The following is a 17,035-nucleotide window of genomic DNA, read 5'->3' on the forward strand; positions in this document are numbered from 1 at the left end:
TTTAATTTATCCTATGCTTATCTGGTTGTGTGATGCTTTCTGCATTCCAATCTATTTTTCTTACAAAATCTTGAGAACGAGCTGGGCAATTTTTCATAATACAAATCTCGCAGCAGAAAGGTTTGCAATCGTCTAAATGTATATTGAATTCTATATTTCTATCTGTATTTTTGACGATAGAAAGTATCATTTCTTCCATTTCTGCATGTGCAATTTTCAACTGGAAATAATATGGTAGCGTAAGATGGCCATCTAGATGTAGTTTGCTACCATGTTTTTGGATTCTCACATTGTGCAAATCTACCCAAGCTTCTCTTCTGTTTTCATTGAGGAATTTCGCTAATTTTCCGATGATTTCTGGATCTGCTTCATCCATAATTCCACTTAAGGCTTTCCGTATGATTTTGTATCCTACAAACATGATATAAACACCAAAAACCATTGCTATTGCAGAATCTAGCCAATTTATTTTCGTGAAATGAACGATAATTAAACTTACTACCACACCAATTGTTGTAAAAGTATCTGTTTGCAGATGCTTGCCAGAACTCTGCAGTACCAAAGAATTTTCTTGAATTCCTTTTTTGTAAGAAATCCATCCTAATACATAATTGATAATAGCAGTTGCGGCTACAATATAAATTCCATCGTCTAATTCTTTCAATAAATTTCCATTCCAAATAGAATCTACGGCCTGAACGATAATCATCACGCCTGCAAAAATAATTAAGGCTCCTTCTGTGCCAGAAGTGATGAATTCTACTTTTCCGTGTCCGTATGGATGATCTTCATCTTTGGGTTTGTTGGCTAAATGCAAAGCATACAACCCGAGAAAAGCAGCAATAATATTGACAATACTTTCCATAGCATCAGAAAATACTGCATCAGAATTAGTGAGTTTCCAAGCAAGTAATTTTGCCAAAAAGAGCACAATACCGATAATTGCTACATTTCTTTGAAATATAAAGTTGCTTCGGTTTGGTTTTAGGGTATTTTTTGGCATTGACATTTAAAATTTTTCTCTCGTAGAAGACGAGAATTTAATTTATTGCTAAATAAATTTTAATCAACGAATCAACAAATTAACGAAAGAAAGAATGGACGGATTTCTAATTGAAGAGAAAATAAAGTGGAAGCTGTTATTTACTTTTTATATAAGTAAAAGACTCTAAAATCCTATCCCACTAAATTGTGCTCAACTAAATATTCTGCAATTTGCACAGCATTTGTAGCGGCACCTTTTCTTAAATTATCTGAAACAATCCACAGGTTTAGGGTATTTGATTGAGATGGATCTCTTCGAATTCTACCTACAAAGACATCATCTTTTCCTTCAGAATAGAGTGGCATTGGATATACACCATTTTTTACATCGTCTTGCAATGTTACTCCTTCTGTATTTGAAAGAATATTTTTGATTTCAGAGATATCAAAATCTTTATTGAATTCAATATTCACGCTTTCGGAATGTCCGCCTTGTACGGGAACTCGAACGGCAGTTGCTGTTAAGTTGATGGCATCATCTCCCAAAATTTTCTTGGGTTCGCGCATCAATTTTAGCTCTTCTTTTGTGTAATCTCCCTCATCAAAAACGTCGCATTGTGGCAGTGCATTTTTAAAGATTTCATAAGGATACACTTTTTTAACTTCTACAGAATTTGGATTTATTGCATTTGCAATTTCTGCGTTGAGTTGATCTACTGCATTTTTTCCTGTTCCAGTTACTGATTGGTATGTAGAAATTACCACTCTTTTAATATTGAATGCATCATGCAAAGGTTTCAAAATCATCACCAATTGTATGGTTGAGCAGTTTGGATTGGCAATTATTTTGTCTGATGTTGTAAGAATATTTGCGTTTATTTCCGGTACTATTAAAGGAATTTCTGGCATCATTCTAAATGTGGAAGAATTATCTATTACGATGCAGCCGACCTCAGCGAATTTTGGTGCATATTGTTTAGAAGTTTCTCCTCCCGCTGAAAATAGTGCAATATCTGGTCTAGAATCTATGGCATCTTGCATAGAAACTATGGTAAAATCTTCATTTTTGAAGGTAATTTTTTTACCTACGGAATTTTCTGAAGCTACGGGAATCAGTGTAGTGATTGGGAAATTTCTTTCTTCCAATACTTTCAACATAATTTGGCCAACCATTCCGGTGGCTCCTACTACTGCTACTTTCATTTTTATGATTTATTGTTTGTGATCCCCTTAATTCCTGAAGAAGACTTTGCAATGCGCCTTTAGAACTTTGAGGTTCACAAATCTATTTAAATTTGTCTCATGTTCGATTTCAGTTGGCAAAGAAAAAATTGTAATTTATGATTATTGATAAAACTTTCAAAAATGCTAAAATTTTTCTACTTGCGATGGTTTGCAGCCCGACTTGAGTGAAGCTCTTTTTTCTTTTTTGCATAAAAAAGAAAAAAAGCGGGAACGGAAGGCGGATTAAGCTGCCCAAATAATTCAATTATTTTACGCGCCGAACAATCTGTGCCATTGGAATGCCCATGCCATTAATGCCATTGCTACTGCTGCCATTATCACGATTGGCATTGCGATGGTGTCTCTGGTTTTTAATTTTTTGTTGACGATGGTCATCAATACTGCTGCGAGAATCATTGCTGTTGGATGTTCTACGTACGTATTCCTTGCGACTGCATCTTTCATTAAAGTACCTGCTTCTAATGCAGCTTTGAAACCTGGGGAAAAGAAAAAGAGCATTACCAAACCTACTAATGCTTGGGTGTGGAAGAAAATCATGGTGAAAAGGGTTGATTTTCTCAATAATTTTGAGATTCTCCCGGAATATCCGAATATAACTATTAATAAAGACAGGATAAAGATACCTGATAGAAGTAGAATAAGGTATGCGAAACCTCTGTGCATTTGCAGCATAATATTGAAATCCATAGTAATTTTGTTTAAAAGCAAAGATAAAAAAAATCCCGACTAATAGCCGGGATTAATTATTGATATCTAAAAATTTTTAGAAGTTGAAAGATAATGTTGCAGACCATGTTCTACCGAAACCAAAGAATACTTGGTTGGCGTTTGCAATACCATCATAAGTTTTTCCTGCTTCTTCGTAAGTTGGTGCATTTGCAGCAGTGCTTGTTTTTGCAGATGTTGGTATGTTGGTATAAGATTGTTGGATGTAATATTTATCAAATAAATTGAAAACATTTCCTCTTATTGTGAAAAATTGTTTTTCGTTGTTCAATTTTAATTTATATGAAATACCAGCATCTATCAGACCATAACTTGGCAATCTCAACGCTTCTGAAACTGCAGGAACTGGTCCTGCGAAATCCAATACGTTTAATCTACCATAAAGTCTATCAACATATCTAACGTTTGCATCGATTCTAAAATCTTTAACAGGTTCTACAATGAAGCCAAAAGCTGCTGTAGTTTGTGCTGCATCTCCAACTTTTACATCATCTAGTAAAAGCGTTCTTACGCCTCCTATTCCATTTGCAGCTACTACTCCATTATCGTCAATTGGTTCGTTTGTTTCGTTGTACAATGTACCAGTTGCATTTCCTTTGTAATACCAGTTTGCAACGGAAACCATACCTGTAAGTGAAAGATATTTGTTGATTTTAGAATTAGCTTCTAATTCTACACCTTGGTGTATTTCACGAATTCCTTGGATGTTTGCGTATGCTCTGATCACAGATTTATCTGGAGCAGTTACGTTTTGTGATAATCTTTGGAATCTATCTTTCCAATCTGTTCTGTAAGCATTTAAGTTTACATTTAACCAAGACATTCTAAATCCGTAACCTAATTCCATACCTAAAATTTTCTCATTGGTAAGATTAGGATTTAGGAAATTTTTGTTGTTTGGATATACAGAGTTTAAAAATGGTTGTTTTGAATAATAACCTACATTACCATAAACATTATGAACTTCATCAATATTAAAGTTCAAACCTGCTTTTGCATTGTAACCTACTAAATTTTCGAAACCAGTTTTGGTATATAAAATAGGATTAGTAGCTGATGGTTGGTTGGTAGCAGAAACTACTTTACCGTTTAATGTTGTTTGACCATCTAAAATAAAATTATCTATTCTTTGGAAACCTTGGTTAGAAACTGCAGCTTGAACGAATGCAGAAATTCTATCATTAGAATATTCTAATTGTCCAAAACCACCATACCACAATACTTCTCCATCATTGCTGTATCCTATTTGATTTTCGATACTATCGATTTTTCCACCGAAAGGATTGAAATCTGGATTTGCAGCAGTTGTATTAGAAACGTAGTTGGAATTCGTTGGGTTTGCTACATTTAGATTAGATCTATCTCTGTAAGCTGAAGCACCTAAAAGATCACTCGCCACTTGGTAATGGAAACCATAGTAATATCTAGCATCAACACCAACGGAGAAATTTAAATTCTCGTTTAATTTATGATTGAAACTAGAAATTAAGCCGTACCAGTTATGAGAATTCACAGAAGATCTGCGAATTAAAACGCCTTTATCTGGTGTAGAAGCTGCATTTGCTGCAAGAATAGCATCAAAATTAATCAAACCATCTGCACCGCGGAAATCACTTGCTCTTTTTCCACCTACACTTCCAAGATCACCTGTACCTGCACCTCTTCCGAAAGAAGCATAAGCAACAGTGCTTAATTTAGATTCTGTAGAAATTTTCCAATCCCAGTTGAAAGACATTACTGGTTTGTGATAATAATTTCTTCTAAAAGTATATTCTTTACCATTTAATCTTCCTTCCTCTGCATTATATTTAATGTCTGGTTTACCATCAACACCTCTATCTAGCAAAGTTTGTAAAGGAATTTCAAATGCTCTTTGATTGTGAGATTGTGGAGCACCCGTTAAAGTAAATTGAAAATCATGCTTAGCATTTGGTTGGTATCCTACTGCAACGTAGTAGTTGTAACCTTCAAATTCTGTTCCGCTTGCAAAAGTAGAACCTGCTGTTCTGCCTAGAAGAACTGAAGTAGACCAGCCTTTAGTATTTTTCCCTGTATTATAAGAAAATAATGTTTTGTAATATCCATCATTACCCACTCCTACAGAAACTTTACCACCTTCTTTTTTATCTGCAGATCTTGTAATAATATTTACTGTTCCACCTACAGAAGCAATCGCCAATTTAGAAGAACCTAGACCTCTTTGAACTTGCATTGCAGATGTAACATCTGAAAGACCAGCCCAGTTGCTCCAATATACAGAACCATTTTCCATATCATTTACAGGAACACCGTTGATCATAACAGCGATATTTTCTTGCGCAAAACCTCTAATATTAAGTCTAGCATCACCAAAACCTCCACCGCCTTTTGTAGCGTATACGGAAGGTGTAGAATTCAAAATTTCAGGAAATTCTTGATTTCCTAACTTTTCAATAATTTGTGCTTCTTTAATAGTAGAAACAGCAACTGGAGTTTTTCTGTCTTTTGCAATATCTGCAACACCAGCAATTACTACTTCTTCTATACCTGCTTCTCGTTTAACAGTATCTTTTACAGACTGTGCGTAATATACACTTGCTGTAGATAATGTAAGGACCACTGAAAGCATTCCTCGTCTGATAGAATTATTTTTCATAAAGTTGAATTAATTTGTTTCAAATTATTTTGCAAAAATAGATTTAAATAATGTAACCAATATTAATTTTATGTTAATTTATCACAATCTGTTTAAAATCATAATATTATTAAAAATTGTTAAATTATGTTTGCAATAAGCTGATTGATAATTTTTTGTATATAATTTTTGATTATTTTCTTCTATAATGTCTTTATGGCTTTCAAACTTAAGTCTATATTTTTTGCAGAATGTGTAAGTGCACCAGCAGAAATATAGGTAACTCCTGTAGTTGCAACATCTTTTAGCATATCTCTAGTTATTCCGCCAGAAGCTTCGGTTTCACAAGCTCCATTCACCATTTCTACGGCTTTTTTCATGGTTTCTACATTCATATTATCCAGCATTATTCTATCTGCACCAGCTTCTAATGCTTCTTTTACCTCATCTAAATTTCTTGTTTCTACTTCTATTTTCAATTCTTTTCCTATAGTTTGTACATATTCTTTTGCCATTTTCACAGCGTTTGTAATACTTCCGTTGTAATCTATATGGTTGTCTTTCAGCATAATCATATCGTACAAACCGTATCTATGATTGGTTCCGCCGCCAATTGCAACCGCCCATTTTTCGCAAATACGGAAATTTGGGGTGGTTTTTCTCGTATCCAAAAGTTTTGTTTTACTGCCAATTAATCTGGCATCCCAATCATGCGTTAAAGTTGCAATACCACTCATTCTTTGCATGCAATTGAGCACCAAACGTTCTGTAGATAGTATAGAACGAGCGCTTCCTTTTACGATAAAAGCAATATCTCCCACTTTTGCTTGCTCTCCATCTTTTATAAAATTTTCTATCTCTAAATTCTCATCAAAAGTTTTGAAGATAATTTCTGCCATTTCTACACCTGCCAAAATGCAATTTTCTTTTACCAAAAGTTTTGCGCTTTGTTGCAAATCTTCTGGAATGGTAGACAAAGTGGAATGATCTCCATCTTGAATGTCTTCTAGTAGAGCATTCTTGATGAAGTGATCTAGGTTTTCTTGGGTAAGGTATTCTGGTATTTTGTTCATCTATTTTATTTTTTAATTGAATTTACGAATCTCGTAGATTTGATTTATTTTCTAATTTTTTTAATTCTTCTTCTACCATCTCTATTGATGGAAGATGTGATTTAAAGTTTTCGGGCAGTATTTTTTGAAATTCGTATGATGAAATTCCGAGAGGTTTGTGTAGATCCGTCAAAGAATATTCGGCAATTATTTCATCTTTTTCTTTGCAGATCAAAAGTCCGATGGTTGCATTGTCTGCTTCATCTCGCATCTGCTTATCAACTGCGGTTACATAAAAATTGAGTTTCCCCGCAAATTCTGGTTGAAAATTTCCGGCTTTTAATTCTATGACTACGTATCTTTTCAGTTTGATATGATAAAATAGCAGATCTATAAAAAAGGATTTATCGCTTACCGTAATTTCCACTTGTTTCCCTACAAAAGCAAATCCACTTCCTAATTCTATCAAGAATTTTGAGATATTATCTACCAGAGCACTTTCCAATTCATTTTCTTTATAGATTTCTGAAAGATTTAGAAAATCAAAAAAGTATGGATCTTTTAGCGTTTGTTTTACGAGTTCGCTATCATGATCGGGTAAAGTTTTAGAAAAATTCGTAATTGCTTTTCCTTGGCTTTCGATTAAATTTGCTGACAACATATTCAACAAAACTACTCTGCTCCAGCCATTTTCTATTGTTTTATTGATGTAAAAATAGGCTTCTTTTGAGGTTTTGCACTTCGTAATTAAAGTGACATGATGTCCCCAAGGAATAATAAATAATTTTTGAGAGAAATTCTCGTTTTCGAAATCGGCAACAAGTTGTTGCCGATTTTCACTTTGATCATATTTAAAATCAGCAACAACTTGTTGCCGAATTATAACCTCTTGATTATAAAAGAGATAAAACGTTTTGCAATACTTTAAATTTCTTTCAGAAAAGCCTTTTATTTGTGGGAATTCCGCTCGCAAATCTGCACTTAATTGTTTAAAAAATCCAGAACCGTAAGAATTTTCAAATTCTCTACTGGCGATTTCTTTGCCCAAATCCCAGTACAATTCTATCAAAGCAGAATTTACTTTGATGGCGGCTTTTATTTGGCTTTGCTGGATTTTTTGTTTTAAATCTACAATCCAGTTTTTATAACGTGAGTCTATTTTTTCGAGCATTTTTCTATAAGTTAACAATCGTTAAATGTTTTAAAAACCTTGAAGGATTAAATATAATTAAATATTTTTTGCAATCGGTAAATAATTTCTACTCCATTCACTCCAAGAACCTACATATAAATTTGGAATTTCGAAACCTGCATAATCCATGGCGAGAATTGTATGACAAGCCGTAACTCCAGAACCGCAATGAACGATAATTTCTTCGTATTTTCTTCCTTTTAATAGTTCTGTATACTGTTGCTTTAAGATTTCTGGGGATTTGAATAAGCCATTTTCATCTAAATTTTCGGAAAAGGGAATGTTGATAGCGTTTGGAATATGACCCGCAATTAAATCTATGGGTTCGTGTTCGCCGTCAAATCTAGATTTTTCTCTTACATCAATGATTATTTTATCTTCATTAATGGAAGCAGTCTTTATTTCTTCTAAATTTTTGGTCGGGAATTGATATTCATTTAAATGTAAATCTTCCACTTTTTTCGCTTTTGGAATTTCTGTAGTAGTTTTCAAACCAAAATTTATGGCAGTTTGCAAGCCTCCATTCAGAACTTGAACTTTATGAAAACCAACCGACCTCAACATCCACCATAATCTTGCGGCAGAATTGGCTCCACCTTTATCATCATAAATAATGAAATGCGAATCTTTTTCTGCTCCAACTTTTGCCAAACTTGTTATAAAATGTTCTATGGTTGGTAAAGGATGTCTACCACCATTTTTTGCGTCTGCTGGAATTTCTGCAAGATCTTCGTTCAAATCTAAATAGAAGGCATTTTCTAAATGTGATTTTTTGTAATCTTCTCTAGAAAATCCTGCATTGATGAGCAAAATATTTTCTTGGTTTTGAATTTTTGAAAATTCTTCTGGGGAAATGATGGGTGGGATTTTCATTTTATTTATTAGATTTTTTGTGAACGACCTCAATCAAATCTATCATTTTATATTTGCGATCCTTTGCGCCCCGACTTGACTGGAAATCCTTTTTTTTGGTGGCTGAGCTTGTCGAAGCCAGCAAAAAAAAGATTGATTCAGATTTTTTATTTTTCATTTGAATCATCGAAACTCGTTCCTCGTTTTGAGAACGGAAGGCGGAAATTGGTGCCCAAATAATTATCATGATAGAGATTGCTTCTCCGCCAAATGACGGATCGCAATGACAGCGCAAAAAAATTACACCTTCGTTCTAGCGAAATCTTTGTTGAAAAATGCGCCTTTGTTTTCCGTCATTTGCATGGAATGTTTAATGATGAGGTAAGATACGTTCATCAGGTTTCGCAGTTCTGATAGTTGGGGCGAGATTTTGGCATCGTTGTACAGTTCTGTAACTTGCTGAAAGAGTTCGTCTTGCTTGGCTTTTGCGAGTTTTAGACGTTCGTTGCTGCGGACAATTCCTACGAGATCGCTCATCATTTCTTGCAATTGTTTTCGCAAATAAGAAATGATCACGAGCTCTTCCAATGCTTCCAAACCTTCTTCATTCCACTCGGGAACTGCGGCTAAATCTGTATAATTGAAATCGTCTTTTTGCAAAAGTTCTACGGATTTCATGGCTGCATTGTGCCCGAAAACGAGACCTTCTAAAAGTGAATTGCTGGCTAATCTATTGGCACCATGCAACCCAGAATTGGTGCATTCTCCCACGGCAAATAGATTTTTGATGCTGGATTGTCCATCTTTATCGGTATCAATTCCACCCATCAAATAATGACAAGCGGGAACTACGGGAATTAAATCTGTGAAAGGATCTACACCTTCGTCTAAACATTTTTGCAAAATATTGGGGAAATGTGCCTTAAATTTTTCTTGATCCATATCTCTGCAATCCAAACCTACAAAGGATTGTCCGGAAATTTTGAGCTCGTTATCTATCGCTCTTGCTACAATATCCCTGGAAGCTAATTCTTCGCGAGCATCATATTTATGCATGAATTTTTCGCCATTTTGCAGACGAAGTTTTGCGCCGTCTCCACGAACTGCCTCGGAAATTAAAAACAGCATCCCCGAAAGTTTTGCATACAAAGCCGTTGGATGAAATTGGTAATATTGCATGTTGCTCACTTTTCCACGTGCTCTGTGTACAAAGGCAATTCCGTCTCCAGTTGCGATTACGGGGTTTGTAGAATTTTTGTAAACATGACCTGCTCCTCCAGTAGCAACGAGCGTGATTTTGGCTGTCATTTTTTTGATTACATCGGCTTTTTGATCCAAAACATAAGCTCCGTAACAGGTGTTGTCTGTATAATCTGCCTCTTTTCCAGGAACTTGGTGCTGCGTAATAAGATCTATTACATAATGATGGGCAAAAAGTTCTATGTTTTTAGATTTTTCTATTGTTGCTAAAAGTGCTCTTTCGATTTCAAAACCGGTGATATCTTTGTGATGAACTATCCTGTTTTCGGTATGTCCGCCTTCTTTACCGAGTTTGTATTCTCCGTCTTGTTCTTTGTCGAATTGTGTGCCCCAATCTACCAATTCTTGGAAACGTTTTGGACCTTCGCTGATCACCATTTTCACAATTTCTCTATTGTTTTCGCCGTCTCCAGCAAGCATGGTATCGTCTATATGTTTTTGAAAAGTATCATTGTCGAAATTGGTAACAACGGCTAAACCACCTTGAGCGTATTTGGTGTTGCTTTCGTCTTCATCTGCTTTGGTAACGATGATGATTTTTGCTTCTGGAAGTTGTTCTGATATTTTTATGGCGTAGGAAAGCCCGGAAATTCCGGAACCGATTACAAGGATGTCTGCTGGTTTCATTTGAGGTTGTTTGAATGGGTTTTTTAGAAAAACTTGTTTTGTAGTTCTAAAACTTCTTTTTTTAATTCAGGAAGTTCTCTTATTATAATAGTCCAAATTACTTCATCAGAAATATTATCGTATTCGTGAGCAATTCTATTTCTTGTACCAATGATTTTTTGAGCATTTTTAATTTCAAAGTTGGTAATATGATATCTTTTCAATCTACTAATGGCTTCACCAATAATTTCGATATTTCTTTCAACCGCTTTTTTAGTTTTTAAATCCTTTTGATAATTGAAAAAGTTTCGTTCAGTTGGTAAGAAGTCGAAAATTTCATCTATTGATCTTACAATATCTTCCAAACAAGCATTAATTTTATTATCCATAAATTAAAACTTTAGTTTCATTTAGTTCTTTTCGGAAATAAGAATTTTTTACTGCTCTATCTTCAATTAAATCTATTTGTCTTTTTAAGAGATTTTCTAACTTTTGTTTGAACTGAAAATAAAGATCTGAATATTTAAATGGATCCGTCTCATTGAAATCTACCAAAAAATCTATATCAGAATTTGTGTTAAATTGGTCTGTATTCACAGAACCAAAAGTGGAAAGTGTGCGAACATTGTAAAGTTCACAAAATTGTTTTATTAAATTGATGTTTTTATCGGTGATTTTCATAAATCAAAAATATAAATAAATTATTAAAAAGAAAAATGGGGTTTTATCTCCCTACTTTTGCATAATATTCACCGCAGTTCCAGTAACGGTAACCAGAATATAATTACTCGTTGTCAATTCCACATCAACCTTAATTCCTACCACAGCATTGGCGTTTAGTTTTTCGGCGTTTTCCTTAAGATCCAAAAATGCTTTTTCTTTTACCTCTGCAACCGTTTCACTAAATGCTGAATAATATTTTTCCATACTAAAAGACATGGTCATCTTTGGCATATTTACGGCGCTTCCTGATACGATACCTTGGTATTTAAAAATTTTGTAATCCTCTACAGAATTGGTTGTTGTTAATATCATAATCAATATTTTATATTTTTTAAATTTTTAAATTTTATAACTACAGAAACTTAAATAACTTATCATCCGGCTTCCTCACTTTTTTGAAATTCTGAAAAATATCGTCTTCGGCACGAAATCCTAGTGCTAGAGTTACGCTTATACTCAGATTTTCTTGGTCTAGTTCCAACAATTTTTCTAATTCTTCTTTTTTAAAACCTTCCATCGGACAAGTATCTACATTTTCTAGCGCAGCTGCAAACATCAAATTTCCAAGAACAATATAGCACTGTTTTTCTGCCCAAATACTCATTTCATCGTCAGAAAGTCGGGTAATATGACTGTTGATGTTTTTTTTAAATGGATCTAAAGTTTCTAATTCTACTTCCCGTACTTTGGAAATGTACTGAAAATAACTGCCTAAATAATTTTCGTCTAGATTTTTTTTGGATACAATTACAATTAAATGGGAACAGGTAGAAATCTGACTAGGATTATAAAAAGCCGGTATAAGCTTCTGTTTTAAAGCTTCCGTTTCTACCACTAAAATCTCATAGGGTTGCAAACCTAAAGAACTAGCCGAAAGTTGACCTGCTCGTAGAATATTATTTAAATTTTCTGCTGGAACCGATTTTTCTTTGTCGAATTTTTTTACAGAATATCTTTGTTGTAGTGCTTCTAAATACATCTATCAAAGATAAGGAAATGTGTGATTTTGTGAGCAGAAAATAAAATTATATCTTGAATTTACAAACCCATATAATTGCAATCAATCTTTCGCTTTTTTGGATTTTCAATTATTTAAAGTATTTTGCAAAGGAATTTCTTGATTTAGAAGTCCAATTTTAATTAATAAACCCTATTAAATCTGATTAATTTTTAGTGATGAAAAAAATAACAACTCTTTTACTTTTGTTCGCCATAAGCATAAAAGCATACTCTCAAAACACAAAACAAGATGATGTTGGTGCTTGGTATATGTATTTCTACTCCACAAAATTCAAAGATAGCAGATTTGGAATACAAGGTGATGTGCAATATCGTAATTTCAATTTGGGTGGAGATTTGGAACAATTGCTATTGAGAAGCGGAATTACCTACAATCCAAAAGATACCAACGTGACCTTAACTTTGGGTATCGCGAATATCACCTCTGGCGTTTTGGGCGAAAACAACGATACTTCTAGCGAGACTAGAATTTATCAAGAAGCACTTTTGCCACAAAAAGTTGGCGAGCGTTTCTACTTTTCGCATAGATTTAGATATGAACAAAGATTTGTAGAAAATCAGGATTTTAGAACTCGTTTTCGGTATAATTTATTTTTAAATGTGCCTTTAAATAAAAAAGCCTTGATGAAAGATGCGGTTTACATTGCTTTGTATAATGAACTTTTCATCAATGGCGAGAAAAACATTGGCAACAACAAAACAGTAGGAGTTTTTGATAGAAACCGTTTTTATGCCGGATTGGGTTATGGAATTACCGACAAGGTTCGCGTTCAAGTTGGCTTTATGAATCAATCTACAGAAAATAATGGCAAAGATCAATTGCAATTAAGTTTGCATCATAGTTTTTGAATTATTTAAAAAGTTACTTATCAAATAAACCTCCTTCTGGATTTTCATAAAATTCATCTACTAATAAATTTTCAGATTTAGCGGCTTTCACAGCCAGTTGATCGCAAATTTCGTTTTCTGTATGACCAGCATGACCTTTGATCCAATGAAATTTTGGGCTAAATTGTAGCAATAAGGGATAAAAGCGCTTCCATAAATCTGGGTTTTTTATTTTGGTAAAGCCACGCTTTTTCCAGCCAAAGATCCACTTTTGATTGATGGCATCTGCCACATATTTGCTATCTGTATAGATATGGACATCGTTTTCGTCTGATTTTAGTTTTTCTAAAGCTACAATTACGGCCAGAAGTTCCATCCTATTATTGGTAGTTTTGCGAAAACCTTGGGAATATCTTTTTTCGTAATTTTTCTCTGGAACGCGCATTAAAACTCCGTAACCACCTTTTCCTGGATTTCCGCTACATGCACCATCTGTATAGATTTCTATAATCATTTTTCTATTTGAAATTTGGAAGTTTTTACTTTAAAAACTAAAATTTTAAGGTTTATCTTTAATAGGAAAATCCACCAATTTTGCTCTCACCTTTTTCATAAAATCATTACCAGGATCTTCTTTTCCGGTGAAATAATCTTTGTTTTTTTCTTTCCAAAATTTAGTATTTTTAAAAACACCATATTCCGAATGCCCAATTAGGTATTCTATATTGTATATTTTGGCAAGATGTTTCACCAGTGCGACATTAGCTGTCACTTGTGCATCTGTAAGCGGTTCCTTTTTGCTTCCCACATTTTCCACTCCAATGGCACAATAGTTCAATCCAATAGTATGTCTTGCAAAGAGATTCGACTCCATCAATTGATAAATTGTACCGTCTCTATCTACTATAAATTGTGATGAAACATTTAACGTGCTTTCATTTTTTAAATAGCCTCTTTTATTTTCTAATTTTGATTGATTAAAATATCGAAAATTACTCTCCACAGTTCCACCTGCAGTGTAGTGCAAAACAATAATTGTTGGCACGATGGTTGGTTTTTTTTGAACGATATCGTAATGACTTTGGAGATATTCTAAACTGAGATCAATTCTTTCTTGGGAATACTTAATCGGTTTTTTTACGATGGTAATTTCACTTTGTTGAGCGCTGAAAATACCAAATACAGAAAGTAAACAGAAATATATAAATTTTTTCATACTTTTAAATTATTCTAATTTGAAAAACATTTTCTGTGGAAGTTTATAACTCTCCCATAATCCCACATACCAAACATCTGTAGAAAATTCGCCACTTTCTATAATGTACCACTTTCCAGATTTTTTTCTAAACAAAGCCTCCGCATGGCAACAATCATACTCTCCATCTTTATCTATATTAAATTCTTTTCCGTCTTTTCGTTTTGTATCAACCATTAGCCACACATAATCGTTATAAACATTCATTGAATTTACCACAAATACAAATTCTTCTTTATAGTTTTCGTATAATTTTGCACGAAAAATATCCAGTATCATGGTTCTATCTTTCGCGTTGGTTTTTGTTTTTAATTTGTAATCAAATATTTTTTGGCTCCAAAGAAAACTAAAAACAAAAAGTAGAATCAAGCTTAAAATAGATTTTTTCATAAATTTTATTTTTGATATTGATAATGCCCAGTAATAGTAAAATCAAATAAACAATCTGAAATTTCTTGTCCGTTCCCGATATTATGAACTACTAAAAATCGTTTTCCGTCGGCAGATTTTTTATTAATAACGATGCCAATATGCGTTAAATTTTTTGGTAAAACCCACGTTATAATATCACCTGGAACGTAATCTTCGGCATTTAAAGTCGGAGGTATTACTTTGCCATATCTTGAAAAAAAAGTTCTCAAATTTGGAACTCTTCGGTGGTCTATATTGGTATCAGGTTTTTTCAAACCCCAATATTTTGGATATTTCGAAAAATTTTTCGCCATATCTTCATGTACCTCTTTTTGCAAATCTATTCCTAGTTTTCTGTAAGCACGAATCACCACATCCGTGCAAACACCTTTATCCGTGGGAATATCGCCATTAGGATATTTCAAAACGAAATAAGTAGGATCGTAATTCACTTTGTCTTTTGTAAGTTCCAAAGCAGTATCCGAAAGTTGAAGTGCAAATGGTTTTTGGCTTTTAGCAAGCAAACTAAAACTGAAAATAAGCAGAACAAAAAATTTAGTTTTCATACGTAAACGTGCTTATATAAATTATAAATTTTTAATAAAGGAAATCATCATCTTCGTCTACATCGTTCATAGAAGAGCCGCTTACTTTAGAATTATCTGGCAAATCAAAAGCTGCACCTGGTTGAATGGTTGTTTTTATTTGCTCAAAACCGCTTGGTTCGGCAGATTGTCCAAAATTTGAAGTTTGATAATCGTTTCCATATCCATTTGCTTGAAGATCTGCAAATTTTGCAAAATTCTTTAAGAAAGATAGACGCACATCTGCAGTTGCACCATTTCTATGTTTTGCAATGATTAATTCTGCTTGGTTGTCTGTGCTGGTTTCTGCACCTTCAGGATCATTGTCCCAATGTGTAATTTTGTAGTATTCTGGTCGGAAAATGAAAGATACAATATCTGCATCTTGCTCAATGGCTCCAGATTCTCGAAGATCTGAAAGTTGAGGTCTTTTTCCAGGACGATTTTCTACACTTCTAGAAAGTTGAGATAGAGCGATTACAGGCACATTTAATTCCTTTGCAATTGCTTTTAACGATCTGGAAATGGTTGCAATTTCTTGTTCACGATTCCCGCCACCTTTGCCTGCGCTATTTGCAGTCATTAGTTGTAGATAATCTACCATTATAATTTTTACACCATGTTGCATCACCAATCTTCTGCATTTTGCACGAAAATCAAAAACAGAAAGTGAAGGTGTTTCATCAATAAAAAGTGGTGCATTTTCTAAAGCTGATACATTGTGAAATAATCTATTCCATTCTTCATCAGTAAGATTTCCTTTTCTAAATTTGTCTGAAGAAATATTGGTTTCCGAGGCTATCATCCTAGTTATTAATTGAATAGATGCCATCTCTAAAGAAAACAATGCAATTGGCACATTGTGCTCTACTGCCATATTTCTTGCCATAGATAGTAGAAACGCTGTTTTCCCCATCGCTGGACGCGCTGCAATTATTATTAAATCAGAATTTTGCCAACCACCTGTTTCTCTATCCAAGGCGGAAAAACCAGAAGGAACTCCAGAAATACCCTCCTGATCTTTTAATGATTTTATTTTTTCTATGGCTTCTTTTACCAATGTGTTTGCAGTATCAAAACCTTTTTTAATGGTTCCGTTTGTAATTTCAAAGAAAGATTGTTCGGCTTTATCTAGAAGTTCAAAAACATCTGTAGAATCTTTGTAAGATTTATCTATTACGTTGGCGGAAATATTAATTAAACTTCTCAAAATATATTTCTCCAAAACAACACGAACATGATATTCTATGTGTGCGCTGGAAGAAACTCCCATCGTTAATTCAATAATATAAGCATCTCCACCAGCCATAGATAGATGATCTTCTTTTTTCAATCTATTGATAACGGTTACTAAATCTACCGGATGATTGTCTTGGTACAATTTAAAAATAGCTTCAAAAATAGCTTGATGTCTAGGATCGTAAAATATTTCTGGTGTTACAAGATCAATAGCAAAATCCAACCCTTTTTTATCAATAAGGAATGTACCTATAATTAATCTTTCAAAATCTACTGCATTTGGTGGCATTTTGCCGTCGGAAATGGATAATTCTTTTGCGTAATTTCCTTGTATTAAAGATGAAAGTGTATCTTTTTGAGCCATGGCACAAAGATAATTTTTTTAATATCATTGTTGATCATAAACTGCTAACAATTCATTACCCTTAAGCATAAAACCACCAT

Annotated in this window: 18 protein-coding genes; 1 reads left to right on the forward strand and 17 read right to left on the reverse strand. The window is 33.8% G+C overall.

Annotated elements, in window-relative coordinates; all coding sequences use genetic code 11:
- Position 1 precedes the first annotated feature (1 nt).
- The 12 genes from HNQ03_RS06070 to HNQ03_RS06125 form a co-directional block, all read right to left on the reverse strand.
- A complete protein-coding gene (locus tag HNQ03_RS06070) occupies positions 2–1,003 on the reverse strand; it encodes a cation diffusion facilitator family transporter (RefSeq protein WP_173778784.1) in 1,002 nt (333 codons plus the stop codon).
- Positions 1,004–1,176: 173 nt separating this feature from the next.
- Complete coding sequence (locus HNQ03_RS06075; protein ID WP_173778785.1) at positions 1,177–2,187, reverse strand: aspartate-semialdehyde dehydrogenase; 1,011 nt, start codon at positions 2,185–2,187, stop codon at positions 1,177–1,179.
- Between the two features lie 291 nt (positions 2,188–2,478).
- A complete protein-coding gene (locus HNQ03_RS06080; RefSeq protein WP_173778786.1) occupies positions 2,479–2,916 on the reverse strand; it encodes a hypothetical protein in 438 nt (145 codons plus the stop codon).
- 76 nt (positions 2,917–2,992) lie between these two features.
- Positions 2,993–5,590 carry a TonB-dependent receptor gene (locus tag HNQ03_RS06085; RefSeq protein WP_173778787.1) on the reverse strand — a complete coding sequence of 866 codons (2,598 nt, stop codon included), beginning with the start codon at positions 5,588–5,590 and terminating at the stop codon, positions 2,993–2,995.
- A 182-nt stretch (positions 5,591–5,772) separates the two neighbouring features.
- Entirely contained in the window at positions 5,773–6,642 is an 870-nt protein-coding gene (gene nadC, locus HNQ03_RS06090; protein ID WP_173778788.1) for a carboxylating nicotinate-nucleotide diphosphorylase, read from the reverse strand.
- Positions 6,643–6,664: 22 nt separating this feature from the next.
- Entirely contained in the window at positions 6,665–7,792 is a 1,128-nt protein-coding gene (locus HNQ03_RS06095; protein WP_173778789.1) for a PDDEXK nuclease domain-containing protein, read from the reverse strand.
- A 57-nt stretch (positions 7,793–7,849) separates the two neighbouring features.
- On the reverse strand, positions 7,850–8,686 hold the full coding sequence (locus HNQ03_RS06100) for a sulfurtransferase (RefSeq protein WP_173778790.1): 837 nt from the start codon (positions 8,684–8,686) through the stop codon (positions 7,850–7,852).
- A gap of 279 nt (positions 8,687–8,965) precedes the next feature.
- Positions 8,966–10,552, reverse strand: coding sequence for an L-aspartate oxidase (nadB, locus tag HNQ03_RS06105; protein ID WP_173778791.1), 1,587 nt, complete (start codon positions 10,550–10,552; stop codon positions 8,966–8,968).
- Between the two features lie 23 nt (positions 10,553–10,575).
- A complete protein-coding gene (locus tag HNQ03_RS06110; RefSeq protein WP_173778792.1) occupies positions 10,576–10,920 on the reverse strand; it encodes a HepT-like ribonuclease domain-containing protein in 345 nt (114 codons plus the stop codon).
- Positions 10,913–11,212, reverse strand: coding sequence for a nucleotidyltransferase family protein (locus HNQ03_RS06115; protein ID WP_173778793.1), 300 nt, complete (start codon positions 11,210–11,212; stop codon positions 10,913–10,915). The genes HNQ03_RS06110 and HNQ03_RS06115 overlap by 8 nt, the downstream gene beginning before the upstream one ends.
- A gap of 51 nt (positions 11,213–11,263) precedes the next feature.
- Positions 11,264–11,566, reverse strand: coding sequence for a YbjQ family protein (locus HNQ03_RS06120; protein ID WP_173778794.1), 303 nt, complete (start codon positions 11,564–11,566; stop codon positions 11,264–11,266).
- A gap of 40 nt (positions 11,567–11,606) precedes the next feature.
- Positions 11,607–12,233, reverse strand: coding sequence for an NAD(P)H-dependent oxidoreductase (locus HNQ03_RS06125; protein ID WP_173778795.1), 627 nt, complete (start codon positions 12,231–12,233; stop codon positions 11,607–11,609).
- A gap of 197 nt (positions 12,234–12,430) precedes the next feature.
- Between HNQ03_RS06125 and HNQ03_RS06130 the strand changes: the two genes are divergently transcribed.
- Positions 12,431–13,123 carry a DUF2490 domain-containing protein gene (locus HNQ03_RS06130; protein ID WP_173778796.1) on the forward strand — a complete coding sequence of 231 codons (693 nt, stop codon included), beginning with the start codon at positions 12,431–12,433 and terminating at the stop codon, positions 13,121–13,123.
- 13 nt (positions 13,124–13,136) lie between these two features.
- On the opposite strand, the gene rnhA is transcribed toward HNQ03_RS06130, so the two are convergent.
- Genes rnhA through dnaB form a run of 5 tightly spaced genes read right to left on the reverse strand, consistent with a single transcriptional unit; the run spans position 13,137 to position 16,955 of the window.
- Entirely contained in the window at positions 13,137–13,616 is a 480-nt protein-coding gene (rnhA, locus tag HNQ03_RS06135; protein ID WP_173778797.1) for a ribonuclease HI, read from the reverse strand.
- 45 nt (positions 13,617–13,661) lie between these two features.
- Positions 13,662–14,318 (reverse strand): peptidoglycan recognition protein family protein, encoded by a 657-nt coding sequence (locus HNQ03_RS06140; RefSeq protein WP_173778798.1) that lies wholly within the window; start codon positions 14,316–14,318, stop codon positions 13,662–13,664.
- A gap of 9 nt (positions 14,319–14,327) precedes the next feature.
- Complete coding sequence (locus HNQ03_RS06145; protein WP_173778799.1) at positions 14,328–14,747, reverse strand: hypothetical protein; 420 nt, start codon at positions 14,745–14,747, stop codon at positions 14,328–14,330.
- 5 nt (positions 14,748–14,752) lie between these two features.
- On the reverse strand, positions 14,753–15,334 hold the full coding sequence (locus HNQ03_RS06150) for a DUF1287 domain-containing protein (protein ID WP_173778800.1): 582 nt from the start codon (positions 15,332–15,334) through the stop codon (positions 14,753–14,755).
- A gap of 31 nt (positions 15,335–15,365) precedes the next feature.
- Positions 15,366–16,955 (reverse strand): replicative DNA helicase, encoded by a 1,590-nt coding sequence (gene dnaB, locus HNQ03_RS06155; RefSeq protein WP_173778801.1) that lies wholly within the window; start codon positions 16,953–16,955, stop codon positions 15,366–15,368.
- Positions 16,956–17,035: the final 80 nt, after the last annotated feature.

The sequence above is a fragment of the Frigoriflavimonas asaccharolytica genome (assembly GCF_013294015.1).
GTDB lineage: Bacteria > Bacteroidota > Bacteroidia > Flavobacteriales > Weeksellaceae > Frigoriflavimonas > Frigoriflavimonas asaccharolytica.

Bases quoted from the DNA above. Each gene is read 5' to 3' on its own strand.
- HNQ03_RS06080 (WP_173778786.1), bottom strand. From the start codon at position 2,916: ATGGATTTCAATATTATGCTGCAAATGCACAGAGGTTTCGCATACCTT.
- HNQ03_RS06145 (WP_173778799.1), bottom strand. From the start codon at position 14,747: ATGAAAAAATCTATTTTAAGCTTGATTCTACTTTTTGTTTTTAGTTTT.
- nadB (WP_173778791.1), bottom strand. From the start codon at position 10,552: ATGAAACCAGCAGACATCCTTGTAATCGGTTCCGGAATTTCCGGGCTT.
- HNQ03_RS06095 (WP_173778789.1), bottom strand. From the start codon at position 7,792: ATGCTCGAAAAAATAGACTCACGTTATAAAAACTGGATTGTAGATTTA.
- HNQ03_RS06100 (WP_173778790.1), bottom strand. From the start codon at position 8,686: ATGAAAATCCCACCCATCATTTCCCCAGAAGAATTTTCAAAAATTCAA.
- HNQ03_RS06075 (WP_173778785.1), bottom strand. From the start codon at position 2,187: ATGAAAGTAGCAGTAGTAGGAGCCACCGGAATGGTTGGCCAAATTATG.
- HNQ03_RS06150 (WP_173778800.1), bottom strand. From the start codon at position 15,334: ATGAAAACTAAATTTTTTGTTCTGCTTATTTTCAGTTTTAGTTTGCTT.
- HNQ03_RS06130 (WP_173778796.1), top strand. From the start codon at position 12,431: ATGAAAAAAATAACAACTCTTTTACTTTTGTTCGCCATAAGCATAAAA.
- HNQ03_RS06070 (WP_173778784.1), bottom strand. From the start codon at position 1,003: ATGCCAAAAAATACCCTAAAACCAAACCGAAGCAACTTTATATTTCAA.
- nadC (WP_173778788.1), bottom strand. From the start codon at position 6,642: ATGAACAAAATACCAGAATACCTTACCCAAGAAAACCTAGATCACTTC.
- HNQ03_RS06120 (WP_173778794.1), bottom strand. From the start codon at position 11,566: ATGATATTAACAACAACCAATTCTGTAGAGGATTACAAAATTTTTAAA.
- HNQ03_RS06115 (WP_173778793.1), bottom strand. From the start codon at position 11,212: ATGAAAATCACCGATAAAAACATCAATTTAATAAAACAATTTTGTGAA.
- HNQ03_RS06140 (WP_173778798.1), bottom strand. From the start codon at position 14,318: ATGAAAAAATTTATATATTTCTGTTTACTTTCTGTATTTGGTATTTTC.
- rnhA (WP_173778797.1), bottom strand. From the start codon at position 13,616: ATGATTATAGAAATCTATACAGATGGTGCATGTAGCGGAAATCCAGGA.
- HNQ03_RS06125 (WP_173778795.1), bottom strand. From the start codon at position 12,233: ATGTATTTAGAAGCACTACAACAAAGATATTCTGTAAAAAAATTCGAC.
- HNQ03_RS06085 (WP_173778787.1), bottom strand. From the start codon at position 5,590: ATGAAAAATAATTCTATCAGACGAGGAATGCTTTCAGTGGTCCTTACA.
- HNQ03_RS06110 (WP_173778792.1), bottom strand. From the start codon at position 10,920: ATGGATAATAAAATTAATGCTTGTTTGGAAGATATTGTAAGATCAATA.
- dnaB (WP_173778801.1), bottom strand. From the start codon at position 16,955: ATGGCTCAAAAAGATACACTTTCATCTTTAATACAAGGAAATTACGCA.